Origin of the sequence: Aeromicrobium sp. UC242_57 (assembly GCF_044452305.1) — a bacterium.
Classification (GTDB): Bacteria; Actinomycetota; Actinomycetes; order Propionibacteriales; family Nocardioidaceae; genus Aeromicrobium.
Genome location: NZ_JBIOAM010000005.1, coordinates 547,414 through 563,116, shown reverse-complemented (window position 1 = coordinate 563,116; position 15,703 = coordinate 547,414). Strand labels below are relative to the sequence as shown.

Sequence of the window (15,703 nt, the reverse complement as noted above, 5' to 3'; positions counted from 1 at the left end):
GACCCAAGGGGGTCGTCGTGAATTCCGAAACAGCGCACAGCACCAGCCGTCACAACGAGACGGCAGCATTGATCGAAGCAGCACTGTCAGCATCACCGGTCGAGCGCGAAACGCTCGAGGACGAGATCGTGCGTCGCCATCTCGGACTTGCTCGGCATCTCGCCGGGGCGATATTCCGGCCGTGGCATCGACCGCGAAGACCTCGTCCAGGTCGCCAACTACGCCTTGGTCAAGGCCATCCGGGGATTCCATCACGACCGGGGAGAGTTCGTCCCGTTCGCGACGGTCACGATCCTCGGTGAGATCAAGAAGTACTTCCGCGATCACGGGTGGGGCGTCCGTCCGCCCCGCCGCATCCAGCAAGCTCCAGGCCGACATCACCAAGCTGGCCGAGCACCGTCTTCAGACGCAGGCCTCGGTACCCCAGCTGACCGACATCGCCGAAGAGCTCGACGCCGACGTCACCGATGTCAGCGAGGCCATGGCGGCGCGGGGCTGCTTCTCGCCGTCCTCGCTCGACCAGCCTGTGGGCGAGTCGAGGCAGCCGCTCGGCGAGACCATCCGGTGGGACGAGCCGGCCTATTCGTTCATCGACGACTGGGTGACCGTGGGTCCGCTGTGCCGCCAGCTCAGCGACGACGACCGCGAGCTGCTGCGACTGCGATTCGTCGAGGACAAGACGCAGCAGGAGATCGCTGACCTCGTCGGCGTCAGCCAGATGCAGGTCTCGCGTCGCCTGGCCAAGGTGCTCGACGGCTTGCGGACGAAGGCTGGCTACGCCGACGCCGCGTGATCCATCGGCGGTTCACGGCGTGATGGCGGCGGGCTCGAAGATCTCGTCGGCAATCGTCGTCACGGCTCGTCGACCGTGGTCTGCAACAGGTCGACGGGCTCGTGCCAGATGAGCGATGCAACATGGTGCTCGCTGCTCGCCGCCCACGCCGCCCGGATGTGCTCCGCCTCGGCATCGTCCGTGGTCGACTGACAGACCCCCACCAGGTGGGCTGCTGGTGTGTCGGTGGTGGCGAGCGCCTCCATCGCCTTGTCGCCGGTGGGAGTCCCCAGTCGGATCACCGCATGGGTCGTCGAGTCCAGCCAGCCGAGCGATGTCGTGATGATGTGGGTGCTGCAGCCGCGGCGCGCCAGCTCGTCCCCGAGCGCCTGGTCGAGGTCGTCGCGATCACCGAAAAGGGTGACGGCGGGACCCGGTAGATGAAGCCCTGTGGACATCGCGCTCTCCCTACATGTCGGAACGTTTGTCAAACCAGGCGTACCCTGCAAGACACCCGTCAAACTGAACTCGGGGGGCGTGTACGGTCCTGTCTGCATACACTCGATTTTTGGCTGTTCTGAACCGGAGGGGAATGCCATGACCAGCTCTTCGTTCTTCGCGCAGATGGCACTGGATCTGCACGAAGCGCCGACCGCCGAGCGGACGGTCGAGAAGATTGCGGAGTACGCCCAGCTGGCCACGAACTGCGACGACGCGGGGATCATGCTCGTGCATGCTCGCCAGCAGATCGAGACGGCCGCAGCAACCTCGCACCGGGTGGGTGAGTCGCACAACCTGCAGATGATCCACGACGAAGGCCCCTGCCTCGACGCCATCGAAGGCGCCGCGCACTACTCGTCGAGTGATGTCAGCATCGACCCGCGCTGGCGCAAGTGGGGTGCGGCAGTCGCCGACCTCGGGATCCGCAGTGTCCTGAGCGTGCGGCTGGAGACCAAGGCCCGGCGGTACGGCTCGCTCAACCTGTACGCCGACCGCCCCGACGCCTTCGACGACGACGACCTGGCCGTCGCGATGATCTTCGTGCGCCATGCGGCCGTGGCCATTGCGAATGCGCACAACGAGGAAGGCCTGCAGATCGCGATCGATGCGCGCAAGCTCATCGGCCAGGCACAAGGCATCCTCATGGAGCGGTTCGACCTCGACGCCGACCGGTCGTTCGAGTTCCTGCGCCGCCAGTCGCAGACCCACAACGTCAAGCTGCGCAACATCGCTGAGTGGGTCGTGGCGAACCGGGCCGATCCCGACGCCGACTTCGCGGTCGGGCCTGACGCCTGATTCACCACCCCTGACTTCTCGGCCGAGACGCCGGGCGCACCTTGTGCATCGTGCACAACGGCGGGGTCGAAGTTCGTGGTGCCGGGACGTGGGCGCGTCCCTCCTGAGTCCCTAGTGTCGTAGATCACATCAACGACGAAGGGTGCCAGCTGTGGACCTCCCCTACCTGCCCTGGCAGCAACCCGCACAGAGGTATGGCCGACCGTGCTTGGCCGACGACCGGTCCGACCTGACGTACGGCCAGGTCGAAGAACGGGTCGAGGCCATCGCCGAACAGCTGGCCGCCCGCGGGTTCGGTCGCGGCGACGTCCTGGCGATCATGCTGCCCAACCGGGTCGAGCTGATCCTGGCGATCTTCGCCGCCTGGCGCCTCGGCGGCTGCGCAACGCCCATCAACCCGGTCTTCACCGCCTCGGAGGCCGATCACCAGATCATCGACTCCGGCGCGGCGCTCGTGATCAACGCCGGACCTGAGGCTCCGACCGCGGGTCGTCCGGCCATCGCGGTCGACGACCTGGCGACCGATGTCACGGCCCCGGCACCCGCGCCGGTCGACCTGGACCTCGACGACACCGCACTGCTGATCTACACGAGCGGCTCGACCGGTCTGCCCAAGGGCGTCATGCTGAGCCACGGAAATCTCGAGGCGATGACGTTCTCGATGGGATCGCACCTGCAGATCACTCCGAACGATCACTGCCTGCTGGTGCTGCCGCTGTTCCACGTCAATGCGATCGTCGTCAGCACCCTGACCCCGCTGGTCGGCGGGGCACGCATGACGATCGTCGGCTCGTTCTCGCCCAGCACGTTCTTCGGTCACGTGGAGCGCCTGCGGCCGACCTACTTCTCGGCAGTCCCGACGATCTACGCCTTGCTGGCCGCGCTGCCCGAAGACGTCCGCCCCGACACCTCGTCGCTGCGCTTCGTCGTCTGCGGTGCCGCACCGGTCTCTGCCGAGCTGCTCCAGCGCTGTCAGGACCGTTTCGGGTTCGTCATGGTCGAGGGCTACGGGCTCACCGAGGGCACCTGCGCCTCAGCCTGCAACCCGGTCGACGGGGTGCGCAAGCTCGGCACCGTCGGGACCGGCACTGCCGGGGCAGCAGATCCGGGTCGTCGACCATGCCGGTTCTGACGTCCCCACTGGCGACACCGGTGAGGTCCTGATCAGTGGGCCGACCGTCATGCGGGGCTACCTCGGCAAGCCCGAGGCGACCGCCGACACCATCGTCGACGGCTGGCTGCACACCGGCGACGTCGGACGACTGGACGAGGACGGCTACCTGTCGATCGTCGACCGGGTCAAGGACATGATCATCCGGGGCGGGGAGAGCATCTATCCCAAGGAGATCGAGACAGTCCTGGCGCAGGTCGACGTCGTGCTGGAGGCAGCAGTGGTCGGCCGGCCCGATCCGATCTTGGGCGAGGTGCCCGTCGCCTACGTGACGGTCTATCCCGGCGCGCACCTCACCGAGACGCACCTGATCGAGCACTGCCGCTCGCACCTGACTCGCGTCAAGGTGCCTGAGAGCATCGCCATCGTCGACGCCCTGCCGAAGAACCCGGTGGGCAAGATCGACAAACCCAGCTTGCGCCGGTCCTGGCACCCACAGCCCGCCTGATCCGCGCAGCACCCGCCACACCACCTAGCGACACCAGCCAGCCGCGACACCGACCCGCGGCACTGCGCCCTGCCCGTATGCCGTGATGAAGGAGATATCTGATGGGACTCAAGACCGCCGACATGCCGCCGGTAGACCCGGCCGAGTTCGGCTCGCTGCCGTTCATGGACCGGATGAAGCTGCTCGCGATCCACTGGTGCGAGTACGGCTTCGGCGGGCCGAAACAGCTGCACCTGCTGTACGTCTTCAAGCTGATCTTCTTCGTCGTGGGAGGGGTCCTCGTCGTGGGGCTGACGACTCCCGGACTGGGCGGCTTCGGCGACTTCACGTCGTGGTGGGACCAGCCGATCGTCTACGAGAAGCTCATGGTCTGGACGATCCTGTTCGAGATCCTGGGTCTCGCCTCGTCGTCGGGACCGTTGGCCTTCAAGTTCAGCCCGTTCATCGGCGGCTGCCTGTACTGGACGCGGCGCCGGACCTTGCGGGTGCCGCCGTGGCCCGGCAAGGTGCCGTTCACGAAGGGTGACGAGCGCACCACGTGGGACGTCGCGGTCTACTGGGCGATCCTCGCGGTGCTGGCCTACCTGCTGGTCGGCCCAGGCGTCACGTCCGACACGTTCCCGGTCGAGCCGGGCCTGCTTCCGGTGTGGGGTGTGGGCGCCTACCTCGTGCTCATCGTGCTGATGGGCTTGCGCGACAAGACCGTGTTCCTGGCCGCCAGGTCGGAGCAGTACATCCTGATCCTGTTCTGCTTCGCGACGTTCAGCTCGCTCGTCGACATCATCGTGGCCGCCAAGATCGCGATGGTCGTGATCTGGATGGGCGCCGGGGTGTCGAAGTTCGGGCACAACTTCACGAGCGTCGTCGCCCCCATGGTCAGCAACACCCCCTGGATCACGTCGCGACGCTTCAAGCGTTCGCTGTACCGCGACTTCCCGCGCGACATCCGGCCGTCGAAGGTCAGCAGCGCCCTGGCGCACATCGGCGGCACCGTCGTCGAGCTCGTGCTGCCCATGGTGCTGCTGTTCTCGACCAACCGCACGATCACGTTTGCTCGCAATCATCGGCATGCTGCTGTTCCACGCCTTCATCACGTCGACGTTCCCGCTGGCCGTGCCGCTGGAGTGGAACATCTTCTTCATGTTCGCGACGCCGTTCCTGTTCTGGAACTTCGATGCCGGCGCGGGCTGGGGTGTCGGCGACATGACGCCTGCCCTGCTGGCGTTCGTGGTCGTGGCGGTGCTGTTCTTCCCGATCCTCGGCAACCTGCGCCCCGATCTCGTCTCGTTCCTGCCGTCGATGCGCCAGTACGCCGGCAACTGGGCCTCGGCGACGTGGGCCTTCCGTGGCCGTGACGTCGAGGAGAAGCTAACACCCACCTCGTCAAGTACAACGCGAACCAGATCGACCAGCCACAGCCGCCTTCGGCGAAGAGGTCGCCGAGATCTTCATGCAGAAGGCCGTCGCGTGGCGCACGATGCACACCCAGGGCCGCGCACTGATGTCGTTGATGATGCGGCACACAGATGCGCTGGAGAACTACGTCATCCGCGAGGCCGAGTTCGTCTGCACCCTACTGATCGGGTGGCAGTTCGGTGACGGCCACCTGCACGACGAACGGACCGTCGCGGCGGTGCAGAAACGCTGCAACTTCGAGCCCGGCGAGGTCGTCATCACGTTCACCGAGTCGCAGCCGATCCACAAGAACTACATCGAGTACCGAGTCATCGACGCGGCTCTAGGCGTCGTCGAGCGGGGCACGTACATCGTCAAGGACGCAGCCGACGCGCACCCATGGCTGCCCGACGGCCCGATCGCCCACCAGGTCACCTGGACCCTCGAGGGATACCACGCACCCGGAGACCTGCCTAAGGTAACTACGTGACTCACGCAGTGGTGGTCGGCAGCGGGCCCGAACGGGCTCGCTGCCGCCGTGACCCTCGCCGCCGAAGGCGTGCAGGTCCGGGTGCTCGAAGCGGCCCCCACGATCGGCGGCGGCACCCGCAGCGGCGAGTACACGGGCGCCGGAGTCCTGCACGACGAGTGCTCCGGCTTCCACCCGCTCTCGGTCGACAGCGCCTTCGCACGCCGTATCGACCTCAGCCGCTACGGCCTGAGCTGGCTGTGGCCCGAGGTGCAGTACTCGCACCCGCTCGACAACGGCGGTGGTTCGGCGGTGCGCCGGTCGGTGGCCGAGACGGCGGCAACGCTCGGTGCTGACGGACGGCCGTGGCAGCGGGTCTTCGGACCACTCGCCGAACGCTTCGGTGACATCACCGAAGACTTCACCCGGCCGATGCTGCACGTCCCGGACCATCCGATCAAGCTCGCCCGGTTCGGCGCCTACGCCGCGATGCCGGCCAGCCTGCTGGCCAAGAAGTGGTCGACCGAACCGGGACGGGCCCTGTTCGGCGGGGTGGCCGCCCACGCGTTCCGACCGTTCGGTGGACCCATGTCGTCGGCGATCGGGGTGGCCCTCGGCACCGCCGCGCACACCTACGGGTGGCCGGTCGCCGCCGGAGGTTCGTCAGCCATCACCACGGCGATGGCCGCGCTGCTGGTCGACCTGGGTGGGACGATCGAGACCGGCGTGCACGTCACCTCGCTCGACGAGCTCGACAGCCCCGATCTCGTCATGCTCGACACTGCTCCGGCGGCCGCCGCTCGCATCATCGGCCCGCGGCTGCCGGGACGGGTCGCCCGGTCGTTCGAGAGGTACCAGCACGGTCCAGGGGCGTTCCAGGTCGCGTTCGCGGTCGACGGCGGCATCCCGTGGACGCATGCCGACTCGCGGCGCGCTGGCACCGTGCACGTCGCCGGATCGTTCCGCGAGATCGCTCAGGCCGAGCGCGACGTCCATCACGGCCGGATGCCCGAGCGGCCGTTCGTCCTGCTGGGCCAGCAGTACCTCGCCGATCCGAGCCGCTCGGCCGGATCGATCCACCCGGTTGACGCCTACGCACATGTACCGGCTGGTTTCACCGGCGATGCGACAGCTGCGATCGAGGCGCAGATCGAACGGTTCGCACCGGGCTTCCGTGACCGCATCGTGGCCCGCCACGTCCGATCGGTCGCCCAGATCGAGGCCTCCAACGCCAACTACGTCGGCGGCGGCATCATCACGGGTGCCAATGCGGCCCTGCGTCTCGTGTTCCGTCCGCGGATCGCGCTCGACCCGTACACGACCGGCGTCCCGGGGGTCTATCTCTGCTCGGCGGCCACTCCTCCCGGTGCCGGCGCCCACGGCATGTGTGGTTTCAACGCCGCCGAATCAGCCCTGAAACGGCTCGAGTGACCACCGGGACCGACCGCGAGGTCGCTGCGCTGGTCGCCGTGATCGGCGATCGGCTGCAGCTGCACTTCGACGAGATCTGCGAGCGGATGACCGACGTCATCGCCCGGGAGGTCGACTTCTTGAACGATCCCGAGCTCATGGCGATGCTGCGGGCCAGCGTCGAGGGCAACATCACCACGATCCTGCGCATCATCCGCCACGACATCCCCTTCGAGCAGGTGCAGCCCATCACGGCGGCCACCGAGTACGCCTTCCGGCTGGCCCAGCGGGGCGTGCCGGGCACCTCGCTGCGGCGGGCCTACCACTTCGGCTCGGACGACCTGCGCGACTGGATGTTCGACGAGGTCGAGGCGCTCGACTGCGAGGCCGGCGTCAAGCTGCGGCTGCTCAACGACCTGTCGCGGTTCCTGCACCGGTACATCGACTGGATCACCCAGATCGTGCTCGAGGCGCACGAGCAGGAACGGCAGCGCTGGCTCGACAAGAGTGCGAGCGTCACCTCGCAGCTGGTCGCCCGGATCCTCGACGGTCACGCCGTCGACCAGGCCGACTTCGCCTCAGGCGCCAGGTATCGGCTCGACCAGGTGCACGTGGGTGCCGTGATCTGGATCGACGGCGCGAACTCCGGGACCGATCACACCGGTGCGCTGCGCGACTTCGCCCGGGGGCTCGCTGAGCCGATCGGCGCGGGGGCGACGCTGTTCACGGCCGTCGACCGGGGCACGGCGTGGGTCTGGTTCGGTCGGGGTCGCAGCACGGCGCCCGTCGACGTGGAGCTGGTCCGTCGCAGCCTGGCCCGGACGCCTGACGCCCGGGTCGCGCTCGGCTGCCCCGTGGCCGGTGTCGACGGCTTCCGGCGGACGCACCAGCAGGCCGAGGCGGCGATGAGCGTGGCGCTGAGGTCGTCGAGCCCCGTGACGCACGCGATCGGCTTCGGGGAGCGCGGCGTCGCGGTCGCGTCGATGCTGGTGCGCGACCTCGAGGCGGCCCGCCACTGGGTCGCTGAGGTGCTGGGTCCGTTGGCCGTCGACGGCGAGGCCGAGGCGCGGACGCGTGAGACGCTGCGGGTCTTCCTCGGCACGGGCGGCGGCTATGCGCAGACGTCCGAACAGCTCTTGCTGCACCGCAACTCGGTCAAGTACCGGATCAGCAAGGTCGAGGCCGAGCGCGGACGACCGCTCGACCCCGACCGTCTCGACCTCGAGCTGGCGGTGCAGGTGTGCCACTACCTGGGGGCGGCGGTCCTGGTGGCGGACCGCCGCTGACACCAGGTCGTCAGTCGACGGGACCCTTGGGGATCGCGAGGGCGATCATTGCCGCGATGACCGAGGCGCCAGCGCACAGGGCGAAGCACCTCGCGGTAGGCGTCGAGGGTCGGGGATGTCGTGGCCGCCGAGACTCATCGTGGTCGCTGCGAGCAGGGCTCCGCCGACGGCGCTGGCCAGCGAGCTGCCGACCGAGCGGACGAGGCTGTTGACACCGTTGGCCGCAGCCAGCTCGGAGACCGGCGTGTGGGCGTTGATGATGGCCGGCATCGTCGCGTAGCCGATCGCGGTGCCGGCGCCGACGATCGTCGCGCCGATGACGACCTGTGTCAGCGAGTCGATGAACACGATGCGGCACAGCCAGCCGACGGCGACGATCAGGGCGCCGAAGGTCAGGATGCGCGGCGCTCCGAACCGGTCGGCCAGCTTGGCCGCGATGGGGGCCAGCACCAGCATCGCCAGGCCGCCGGGCAGCATTGCGAGACCACCGGTCATGATCGACGATCCGAAGCCGTATCCCGTCGCCTCGGGTGCCTGGACGTACGAGGCGGTGCCGATCAGCGAGGCGAACAGGGCGAAGCCGAAGAAGATCGAGGCGATGTTCGTCAGCATGATGGGGCGCCGGCGCAGCGTCACCAGGTCGACCAGTGGCTGGGCGATCCGGGTCTGGGTGAAGGTGAAGATCACGAACAGCACGGCCGACAGGCTCAGCAGGCCGATGACCTTGGTCGACCCCCAGCCCCACGATGCAGTCTGCGACAGCGGGTACAGCAGCGACACCAGTGCTGCGCCGAGCAGGACGGTCCCGACGTAGTCGACCTTGCCGCCTGCGAGCTGGGTGTCCTTCGGGACGACGGTCAGGATGCCGACGAAGGCGAGTGCGCTCGCGCCGGCGGTGACCCAGAACAGCACGTGGTAGTCGGAGTTCTGCGCGATGGCTGCGGCCAGCGGCAGGCCGAGCGCACCGCCGACGCCCAGCATCGCGCTGACCGTGGCGATCGCGGTGCCGGCGCGCTCGCGGGGGACGAGCGAGCTCAGCAGCGAGATGCCGAGCGGGATCGCGGCGGCGGAGATTCCCTGGATCGCACGGCCGAAGATCAGCACGCCGATGCTGCTGGACAGCGCCGTGATGACCGAGCCGATCACGAGTGCGCCGACGGCGACCAGGAGCAGCAGGCGCTTGCCGAACATGTCACCGAGCCGGCCCATCAGAGGAACTGCGACGGCCGCGACGAGGAGGGTCGCGGTCAGGAGCCACTGGACGTTGGCGACGGAGGTGTCGAGCTTGTCGGGCAGCAGGCCGAGGACGGGGATCAGGATCGTCTGGGCGAGCGAGACCACGAGCGCGGCGGTGCCGACGAAGAAGAGCCAGAGACCGACGCGTGGCTCTGCGGCGGTCGAGGTCTCAGGCGGGCTGGGGATCGTGCTGGTCATAGCGGTGGGCTCCGAAAGTCATGGGTGTCAACTTAGTTGACAGCATGATGGTTGCGGGAGTCAACCTGATGTGCTGTGAGGAATACTGCAGGCATGGATCCCCCCGAGGCCGTGCCCCACACCAGAGACCTCATCGCCGCCAGTGCGAAGCGGCTGTTCGAGGCGCACGGGTTCAGCGGAACGTCGGTCCGGGCCATCGCCGCCGAGGCGGGGGCAGACCCCTCGCTGGTGATCCGCCACTTCGGCTCGAAGCAAGCGCTGTTCCTCGAGGTGCTGGGCCTCGACGAGTATGTGCGGCCACCGATCGACGGCCCGCTCGACGACTCGGCCAGCGACTGGCCGGCTTCGTGCTGGCCAAGGAGCACGAGGAGTTCCGCACCCACTACGCCACGATGATCCGGGCGTCTGATCGCGAGGCGATTCGTGTCGGCTTGCGCGAGACTTCGCGCCGGATGTTCCTCGACGACCTCGTCGCGGTGCTGCCCGGACGTGATCGCTACGCCCGGGCGTTGCTGATCGGCACCCAGCTCGGCGGACTTATGCAGTCGGCCCAGTCGATCGAGGAAGAAGTGATCCCGGCGATCGGTCGCGATCGGCTGATCCAGATGTACGGTCGCGCGATCCAGGCTCTCGTCGACCTGGACGGTTGAGCCTGGGGCGGAGTCGGCTCAGCGCCAGCGACGCTTCTTCGCCGCGGGCGCTGCCGGAGCGGACTTGGGGATCTCGATGAATCCCGGATCGTAGGACTCGAGGCCCTCATCGATCCGGGTGCGCAGCTGTCCGGCGGCGGCTGCGGGATCGTCGTACGGGATGCCGCTGAGCTGATTGGGCGAGTGGCGCCACCAGCGCAGGTCGCGCAGCTCGTCGCGCAGCTCGTCGCTGACCCGGGGCCGGATGACCTTGGCCGGAATCCCACCGGCGATCGAGTAGGGCGGAACGTCCTTGGTGACGACTGCGTTTGCCGCGATGATCGAGCCGTCACCGATCGTCACACCGCGCAGCACCACGACGTTCGCGCCCAGCCACACGTCATTGCCGATCGTGGCCTGGTCGGGACCCACGCTGCGAAAGCTCTGCCGTCCGCCGGCCTCGGGGTCGACGATCTGGGTGTCGTCGGCCGACGGATGCCAGCCCCATGTCGACTTCTTGTACTGAAACGCCGAGACGCTGAGCCAGCTGGTGGGATGTCCGGTGGCGCCGATCAGGCTGCCGGGCCCGATCTCGCAGTAGCGGCCGATCGAGCCGGCCTGCACCTCGACCTCGCGGCCGAACTCGGTGAACGCGCCGATGCGGGTATCGGACCGGATGACGAACGCGCCGAGGAAGCGCACGGGCGGCTCGACCAGAAGGCGTGACGAGCCGACGCGCTGCACATGGTGCGCGCCGCGGGTGTGCTGTTCCACCTGACCTCCTCGGGACCAGGTCTTAGGCTATCGACCTTCCCGCGTCGAGCGGGGGAGCACTAGGGTCGACGTGTGAATCGACTCTGGCACGCGATCATTGCCGCGCTTGCAACCTTCGCCCTGATCGCCCAGATCATCATCACGATCGATGGCGGCCGCAGCGTCGTCAACTACCTCAGCTACTTCACGGTCGAGTCGAACCTGCTCGTGGCGATCGCCTGCTGGCTGCTCGTGCTGCGGGAAGATCGCGCCGAGCCCTGGTACCAGGCTCTGCGGCTGGCCAGCCTCGTCGGCATCACCGTCACAGGAGTCGTCTTCGTGACGATCCTGGCCGGCGACGTCGCAGCTGAACGGGCTGTCGTGGTGGCTCGACAAGATCTTCCACTACGTCGTCCCGGCGATGTCGGTCGTCGGCTTCCTCGCCTTCACGCCTCGCACGCGGCTGACGGGCGCGGCCTGGTGGTTCCTGGTCTGGCCGATCGCCTGGCTCGCCTACACGCTGGTGCGCGCCGAGGTGGCCGAGCCGGTCTTCGAGGTCGGTGAAGGTGTCACGAGCGCAGTGCCGTACACGTTCCTCGACATCGCCGAGAACGGCGCCGTGAGCGTCACGATCGCCTGTCTGGTCATCACGGTGCTCGCGGTCGCGATCGCGGCCGGGTACACGTGGGTCAGTCGCCGGGGTGCCGAGATCTGACGACGCTCAACGGCAGTCGGCTGCACGCCACGACCTCGTCGTGGTCGCCGAGGCGCACCAGGCTTCCGGTCGCGATGTGCGGATCGGCGGAGGCGACCGCCCGGCCGTCGTCGTTGACGACGGTCGCGCCGGCGGAACGCAGCGTCGGCAGCAACAGGCGTTCGAGCGTCTCGACGAGCGTGTCTGCACCCACGACGCCGACCATCTGACCGCGGGACACGACGGGGGTGGTCGCGGTCATGACGTACTGGTCGGTGCACACGAAGTCGACGTACGGCCCGGTGACGTGGGGCTGGCCGGTGCGTTCGGGCGTCCTGAACCAGGGGTGGCGGGTGTAGTCGAGCGGTTCGCCGGTGTCGGGTGCCCCCGCCTCGCCGAGCAGGTGCTGGTCGTCTCCCTGCCACCACGCGAGGTACAGCGGGACGTTGCTGCAGCGCGCCGCGCGCGGCGACGAATCCGGCCCCGACGATGTCGGACGAAGCGAGGAAGGCGACGGCGAGCGGCTCGAGGCTGGAGCGGGCCGCCTCGGAATCGACCGGCCCGCTGTCGAACAGCGTCACGAGCCGGGCGCGCATCGTCTCGAGCCGTCAGCAGATGGTGGAAGTGGAGCTCGACGCGCTCGACGCATGCCGCGAGCTCAACGGTCTGGGTGGGCATGCGAAGTACTCCTGTCGAGAGATGCGATTCGTCGATCATTGCACCGCCGCATGCAGATCGGCCAGTCGTTCCAGGGCGTCGCTGACATGCTCCTTGACGCGCCGCCGGGCGGTCTGAGGGTCCTGCTGCTCGATCGCGTCGACCAGCTGGCCGTGGCGCTCGAACGTCGAAGACCGGAAGTCAGCATCGGCCAGGGGTAGGCGCAGCAGCGCGCCGAAGTCGGCTTCGAGGCGGACGACCTCGCGGGTCATCCGGGCCGACTGGGTCAGTGCCGCGATCGACAGGTACAGCCGGCATCGGCATGACGCCAGCGGCCGATGTCGGTGTCGTCGGCATCGACCAGCAGCACGCGCAGACCTTCGACGTCATGAGCGTCGGAGCGCTCGGCAGCGAGCTCGGCGCAGCCGGCCATGATGACGCCGTAGATCGTGCCGCGGTCGCGCAGCTCGACGCGCGACATCGCGGTGAGCCGGTGGTTCAAGTCGGCCGCTCGGCTCGGCGCGGGCCGGCTACGAAGCTGCCGCCGCCGCGTCCGCGGGTCGTGGTGACGAGTCCTTGAGCGCGCAGGGCGACCAGGGCCTCACGAGCCGTGACGGTCGCGACCCCGAGCATCGAGGCGAGCTCGGGCTCGCTGGGCAGGCGTTCGCCATCTGCGAGGACTCCTGACCGGATGGCCTCGGCGAGCCGGTTCTCGACGCGCACCGCGCGCCCCTCGTCGCCGATGGGGGCGAAGATCGCCGATCGGGCTCGGGTCGACGCTCGTCGCACGGTCGCCATCTCCACCTCCTCCAGAACGTAACAAGATCGTTGCAAATAGCACCTAGCCAATTAATATCTGGTCCCATATGATTTTGCCAGCACGTGGCCCAGGTCACACCACCGACCCCGAGGGGACAACCCAACGATGAGCGTGAGCACCATCGACGAACCCGCATCCGATCGCACCGCGCCGCCCGGCACGGCGATCTCGCTGCGGGGCCTCAGCAAGCACTTCGGTGACGTCCGAGCCGTCGACGAGGTCGACCTCGACATCGCCGACGGCGAGTTCTTCTCGATGCTCGGACCTTCTGGATCGGGCAAGACCACCGTGCTGCGGCTCATCGCCGGATTCGAGCAGGCCACCGCAGGGACGATCGAGCTCGCCGGCGAGGACGTCACCTCGCGCGCCCCCTTCGACCGCGACGTCAACACCGTCTTCCAGGACTATGCGCTGTTCCCGCACATGAGCGTGCTCGACAACGTCGCCTACGGTCTGCGCGTCCGTGGCGTCAAGAAGGCCGAGCGCCGCCGACAGGCCGCCGAAGCCCTCGGAACCGTGCAGCTCGCCCACCTCGGAGACCGGCGCCCCGGGCAGCTGTCGGGCGGTCAGCGCCAACGCGTCGCACTCGCCCGCTCGATCGTCGTCCGGCCCAAGGTCCTGCTGCTCGACGAGCCGCTCGGCGCCCTCGACCTCAAGCTGCGCGAGCAGATGCAGGTCGAGCTCAAGCAGCTGCAGCGCGACCTCGGCATCACCTTCGTCTTCGTGACCCACGACCAGGAGGAGGCACTGACCCTCAGCGACCGCGTCGCCGTGTTCAGCGAGGGCAAGATCGTGCACCTCGGCTCCCCGCAGGAGATCTACGAGCAGCCGACGTCGGAGTACGTCGCCTCGTTCGTCGGGACGTCCAACATCTTCGACAGCGCGACCTCGCAGCGGCTCCTGGGACGTCCGGGAACACACGCCCTGCGACCCGAGAAGATCGCGATCGGTCCGGAGGCCTCTACCGGCTCGACGGATGCTTCGACGGGCGTCATCTCAGCACCCGGCGTCATCACCGAGTCGATCTACCTCGGCTCCGGCCACCGCCTCCACGTCCTGCTCGACGACGGCACCCGCCTCGTCGTGCTGGAGCAGAGCACCGGCGCGCAGGCCCAGAAGGAGCAGCGCGGCGAGAAGGTCGTCGCCAGCTGGTCGCTCGACGACCTCGTGCCACTACCTGAGCCCACCCCCTGACACACCACTCCCACCCCGAAGAAGAGATGGAGACACCGATGAGAAGGACGACACACCGGAGGAGGGCCGTCGGCGCCCTGCTCGCCAGCAGCGCGCTCGTCGTGCTCGCAGCCTGCGGGGAAGCGACTCCGACACAGCCGCAGAAGTTCCGACCAGCTCGGTGCCATGGAAGGCAAGGTCTCGATCCTGGCCTGGCCCGGATACGTCGAGGACGGCAGCAACGATCCCGCCGTCGACTGGGTCAGCGACTTCGAGAAGGAGACCAAGTGCGAGGTCACGTCCAAGACGTACGGCACCTCCGACGAGGCCTTCAACCTCGCCAAGACCGGCGACTACGACGTCGTCGTAGCCTCAGGTGACCTCACGGCGCGCATGGTCGCCTCCAAGGAGGCCGTCGAGGTCAACACCGACCTGATCCCCAACTACGCCAAGGTCTTCGACTTCCTCAAGGACCAGGAGTGGAACACCTTCGACGGCAAGCACTACGGCGTGCCGCACGGCTACGGCGCCGACCTGCTGATGTACAACGCCGACGAGGTCTCGCCTGCCCCGACGTCGTGGTCCGCGGTGTTCGAGCCCGACGGCTGGCCAAGTACAAGGGCAAGGTCACGGCCTACGACTCGCCGATCTACATCGCCGACGCTGCGCTGTACCTGATGAAGCACCAGCCCGATCTCGGCATCAAGAACCCGTACGCGCTCGACGACAAGCAGTTCACCGCCGCGGTCGACCTGCTCAAGGGCCAGCGCGCCAACGTCGGCGAGTACTGGTCGGACTACCTCAAGGAGATCTCGGCGTTCGAGACCGGCGACTCGGTCATCGGCACGACGTGGCAGGTCATCGTCAACTCGGTCGACGCCAAGAAGACCAACGTCAAGGCGATCCTGCCCGAGGAAGGCGCGACCGGCTGGTCTGACACGTGGATGATCTCGTCGAAGGCCAAGAGCCCCAACTGCGCGTACGCGTGGCTGAACTACATCGACTCGCCCAAGGCCAATGCTGCGGCGACTGAGTACTTCGGCGAGGCGCCCAACAGCCAGGAAGCCTGCGAGTTTCGCGAGCGATCCCGGATTCTGTGACACGTACAAGGCCGGCGACGAGGAGTTCGCGTCCGAGCTTCTGGTACTGGCGCACACCGGTCGCCGAGTGCCTCGATGGTCGTACCGACGTCGAGTGCAAGGACTACTCGGAGTGGACCAAGGCTGGACAGAGATCAAGGGCTGATCAACCACATGTCGATCGACACCAGTCGTGCGGCCGTCCCTTCGCGGACGG

The 15,703-nt window shown here is 67.9% G+C and carries 21 protein-coding genes and 2 pseudogenes; 16 read left to right on the top strand and 7 right to left on the bottom strand.

What is annotated here, in order from left to right:
- The first annotated feature begins 147 nt into the window (after window positions 1-147).
- Window positions 148-699, top strand: a complete 552-nt coding sequence (locus tag ACHMWU_RS25005) for a sigma factor (protein WP_396048096.1) — start codon at window positions 148-150, stop codon at window positions 697-699.
- Window positions 617-793: a sigma-70 family RNA polymerase sigma factor gene (locus tag ACHMWU_RS25000; protein ID WP_396049212.1), complete on the top strand. Its 177-nt coding sequence runs from the start codon at window positions 617-619 to the stop codon at window positions 791-793. The genes ACHMWU_RS25005 and ACHMWU_RS25000 overlap by 83 nt, the downstream gene beginning before the upstream one ends.
- A gap of 59 nt (window positions 794-852) precedes the next feature.
- Here the strand turns inward: ACHMWU_RS25000 and ACHMWU_RS24995 are convergent, their stop codons facing one another.
- Window positions 853-1,230 carry a hypothetical protein gene (locus ACHMWU_RS24995; RefSeq protein ID WP_396048094.1) on the bottom strand — a complete coding sequence of 126 codons (378 nt, stop codon included), beginning with the start codon at window positions 1,228-1,230 and terminating at the stop codon, window positions 853-855.
- A 139-nt stretch (window positions 1,231-1,369) separates the two neighbouring features.
- Here ACHMWU_RS24995 and ACHMWU_RS24990 point away from each other — a divergent pair, with 139 nt between their 5' ends.
- The 8 genes and pseudogenes from ACHMWU_RS24990 to ACHMWU_RS24955 all read left to right on the top strand — a co-directional run bounded on the left by ACHMWU_RS24990 (window position 1,370) and on the right by ACHMWU_RS24955 (window position 8,247).
- Window positions 1,370-2,068 (top strand): GAF and ANTAR domain-containing protein, encoded by a 699-nt coding sequence (locus ACHMWU_RS24990; RefSeq protein ID WP_396048092.1) that lies wholly within the window; start codon window positions 1,370-1,372, stop codon window positions 2,066-2,068.
- Between the two features lie 208 nt (window positions 2,069-2,276).
- Window positions 2,277-3,200 (top strand): class I adenylate-forming enzyme family protein, encoded by a 924-nt coding sequence (locus ACHMWU_RS24985; protein WP_396048090.1) that lies wholly within the window; start codon window positions 2,277-2,279, stop codon window positions 3,198-3,200.
- 49 nt (window positions 3,201-3,249) lie between these two features.
- Complete coding sequence (locus tag ACHMWU_RS24980; RefSeq protein WP_396049211.1) at window positions 3,250-3,687, top strand: class I adenylate-forming enzyme family protein; 438 nt, start codon at window positions 3,250-3,252, stop codon at window positions 3,685-3,687.
- A gap of 101 nt (window positions 3,688-3,788) precedes the next feature.
- A pseudogene (locus ACHMWU_RS24975) lies at window positions 3,789-4,682 on the top strand (DUF3556 domain-containing protein); the annotation flags it as partial.
- Between the two features lie 73 nt (window positions 4,683-4,755).
- Window positions 4,756-5,007 (top strand): annotated as a pseudogene (locus tag ACHMWU_RS24970) (DUF3556 domain-containing protein); the annotation flags it as partial.
- A 130-nt stretch (window positions 5,008-5,137) separates the two neighbouring features.
- Window positions 5,138-5,572: a DUF3556 domain-containing protein gene (locus ACHMWU_RS24965; protein WP_396048088.1), complete on the top strand. Its 435-nt coding sequence runs from the start codon at window positions 5,138-5,140 to the stop codon at window positions 5,570-5,572.
- A gap of 48 nt (window positions 5,573-5,620) precedes the next feature.
- The gene (locus tag ACHMWU_RS24960; protein WP_396048086.1) at window positions 5,621-6,982 is read left to right on the top strand and encodes a phytoene desaturase family protein; all 1,362 of its coding nucleotides are present in this window, start codon (window positions 5,621-5,623) and stop codon (window positions 6,980-6,982) included.
- The gene (locus ACHMWU_RS24955; RefSeq protein ID WP_396048084.1) at window positions 6,979-8,247 is read left to right on the top strand and encodes a PucR family transcriptional regulator; all 1,269 of its coding nucleotides are present in this window, start codon (window positions 6,979-6,981) and stop codon (window positions 8,245-8,247) included. The genes ACHMWU_RS24960 and ACHMWU_RS24955 overlap by 4 nt, the downstream gene beginning before the upstream one ends.
- A 45-nt stretch (window positions 8,248-8,292) precedes the next feature.
- Here the strand turns inward: ACHMWU_RS24955 and ACHMWU_RS24950 are convergent, their stop codons facing one another.
- Window positions 8,293-9,681: an MFS transporter gene (locus tag ACHMWU_RS24950; protein WP_396048082.1), complete on the bottom strand. Its 1,389-nt coding sequence runs from the start codon at window positions 9,679-9,681 to the stop codon at window positions 8,293-8,295.
- Window positions 9,682-9,792: 111 nt separating this feature from the next.
- Between ACHMWU_RS24950 and ACHMWU_RS24945 the strand changes: the two genes are divergently transcribed.
- Window positions 9,793-10,077 carry a TetR/AcrR family transcriptional regulator gene (locus ACHMWU_RS24945; protein WP_396048080.1) on the top strand — a complete coding sequence of 95 codons (285 nt, stop codon included), beginning with the start codon at window positions 9,793-9,795 and terminating at the stop codon, window positions 10,075-10,077.
- Entirely contained in the window at window positions 10,029-10,331 is a 303-nt protein-coding gene (locus tag ACHMWU_RS24940; RefSeq protein ID WP_396048078.1) for a hypothetical protein, read from the top strand. The genes ACHMWU_RS24945 and ACHMWU_RS24940 overlap by 49 nt, the downstream gene beginning before the upstream one ends.
- An 18-nt stretch (window positions 10,332-10,349) precedes the next feature.
- Here the strand turns inward: ACHMWU_RS24940 and ACHMWU_RS24935 are convergent, their stop codons facing one another.
- Window positions 10,350-11,084, bottom strand: coding sequence for a CatB-related O-acetyltransferase (locus tag ACHMWU_RS24935; RefSeq protein ID WP_396048076.1), 735 nt, complete (start codon window positions 11,082-11,084; stop codon window positions 10,350-10,352).
- A gap of 400 nt (window positions 11,085-11,484) precedes the next feature.
- Between ACHMWU_RS24935 and ACHMWU_RS24930 the strand changes: the two genes are divergently transcribed.
- A complete protein-coding gene (locus ACHMWU_RS24930) occupies window positions 11,485-11,778 on the top strand; it encodes a hypothetical protein (protein ID WP_396048074.1) in 294 nt (97 codons plus the stop codon).
- Here the strand turns inward: ACHMWU_RS24930 and ACHMWU_RS24925 are convergent.
- The 4 genes from ACHMWU_RS24925 to ACHMWU_RS24910 all read right to left on the bottom strand — a co-directional run bounded on the left by ACHMWU_RS24925 (window position 11,753) and on the right by ACHMWU_RS24910 (window position 13,212).
- Complete coding sequence (locus tag ACHMWU_RS24925) at window positions 11,753-12,160, bottom strand: cache domain-containing protein (RefSeq protein WP_396049210.1); 408 nt, start codon at window positions 12,158-12,160, stop codon at window positions 11,753-11,755. The genes ACHMWU_RS24930 and ACHMWU_RS24925 overlap by 26 nt on opposite strands.
- 310 nt (window positions 12,161-12,470) lie before the next feature.
- The gene (locus ACHMWU_RS24920) at window positions 12,471-12,686 is read right to left on the bottom strand and encodes an FCD domain-containing protein (protein ID WP_396048072.1); all 216 of its coding nucleotides are present in this window, start codon (window positions 12,684-12,686) and stop codon (window positions 12,471-12,473) included.
- Between the two features lie 14 nt (window positions 12,687-12,700).
- Entirely contained in the window at window positions 12,701-12,895 is a 195-nt protein-coding gene (locus tag ACHMWU_RS24915) for a hypothetical protein (RefSeq protein WP_396048070.1), read from the bottom strand.
- Between the two features lie 17 nt (window positions 12,896-12,912).
- The gene (locus ACHMWU_RS24910; RefSeq protein WP_396048068.1) at window positions 12,913-13,212 is read right to left on the bottom strand and encodes a winged helix-turn-helix domain-containing protein; all 300 of its coding nucleotides are present in this window, start codon (window positions 13,210-13,212) and stop codon (window positions 12,913-12,915) included.
- Window positions 13,213-13,345: 133 nt separating this feature from the next.
- Between ACHMWU_RS24910 and ACHMWU_RS24905 the strand changes: the two genes are divergently transcribed.
- The 3 genes from ACHMWU_RS24905 (at window position 13,346) to ACHMWU_RS24895 (ending at window position 15,507) form a co-directional block, all read left to right on the top strand.
- Window positions 13,346-14,428 carry an ABC transporter ATP-binding protein gene (locus ACHMWU_RS24905; RefSeq protein WP_396048066.1) on the top strand — a complete coding sequence of 361 codons (1,083 nt, stop codon included), beginning with the start codon at window positions 13,346-13,348 and terminating at the stop codon, window positions 14,426-14,428.
- Between the two features lie 165 nt (window positions 14,429-14,593).
- Window positions 14,594-15,085, top strand: a complete 492-nt coding sequence (locus ACHMWU_RS24900) for an extracellular solute-binding protein (protein WP_396048064.1) — start codon at window positions 14,594-14,596, stop codon at window positions 15,083-15,085.
- Window positions 14,986-15,507: an extracellular solute-binding protein gene (locus ACHMWU_RS24895; RefSeq protein WP_396048062.1), complete on the top strand. Its 522-nt coding sequence runs from the start codon at window positions 14,986-14,988 to the stop codon at window positions 15,505-15,507. Before ACHMWU_RS24900 ends, ACHMWU_RS24895 begins: the two co-directional genes overlap by 100 nt.
- Window positions 15,508-15,703: the final 196 nt, after the last annotated feature.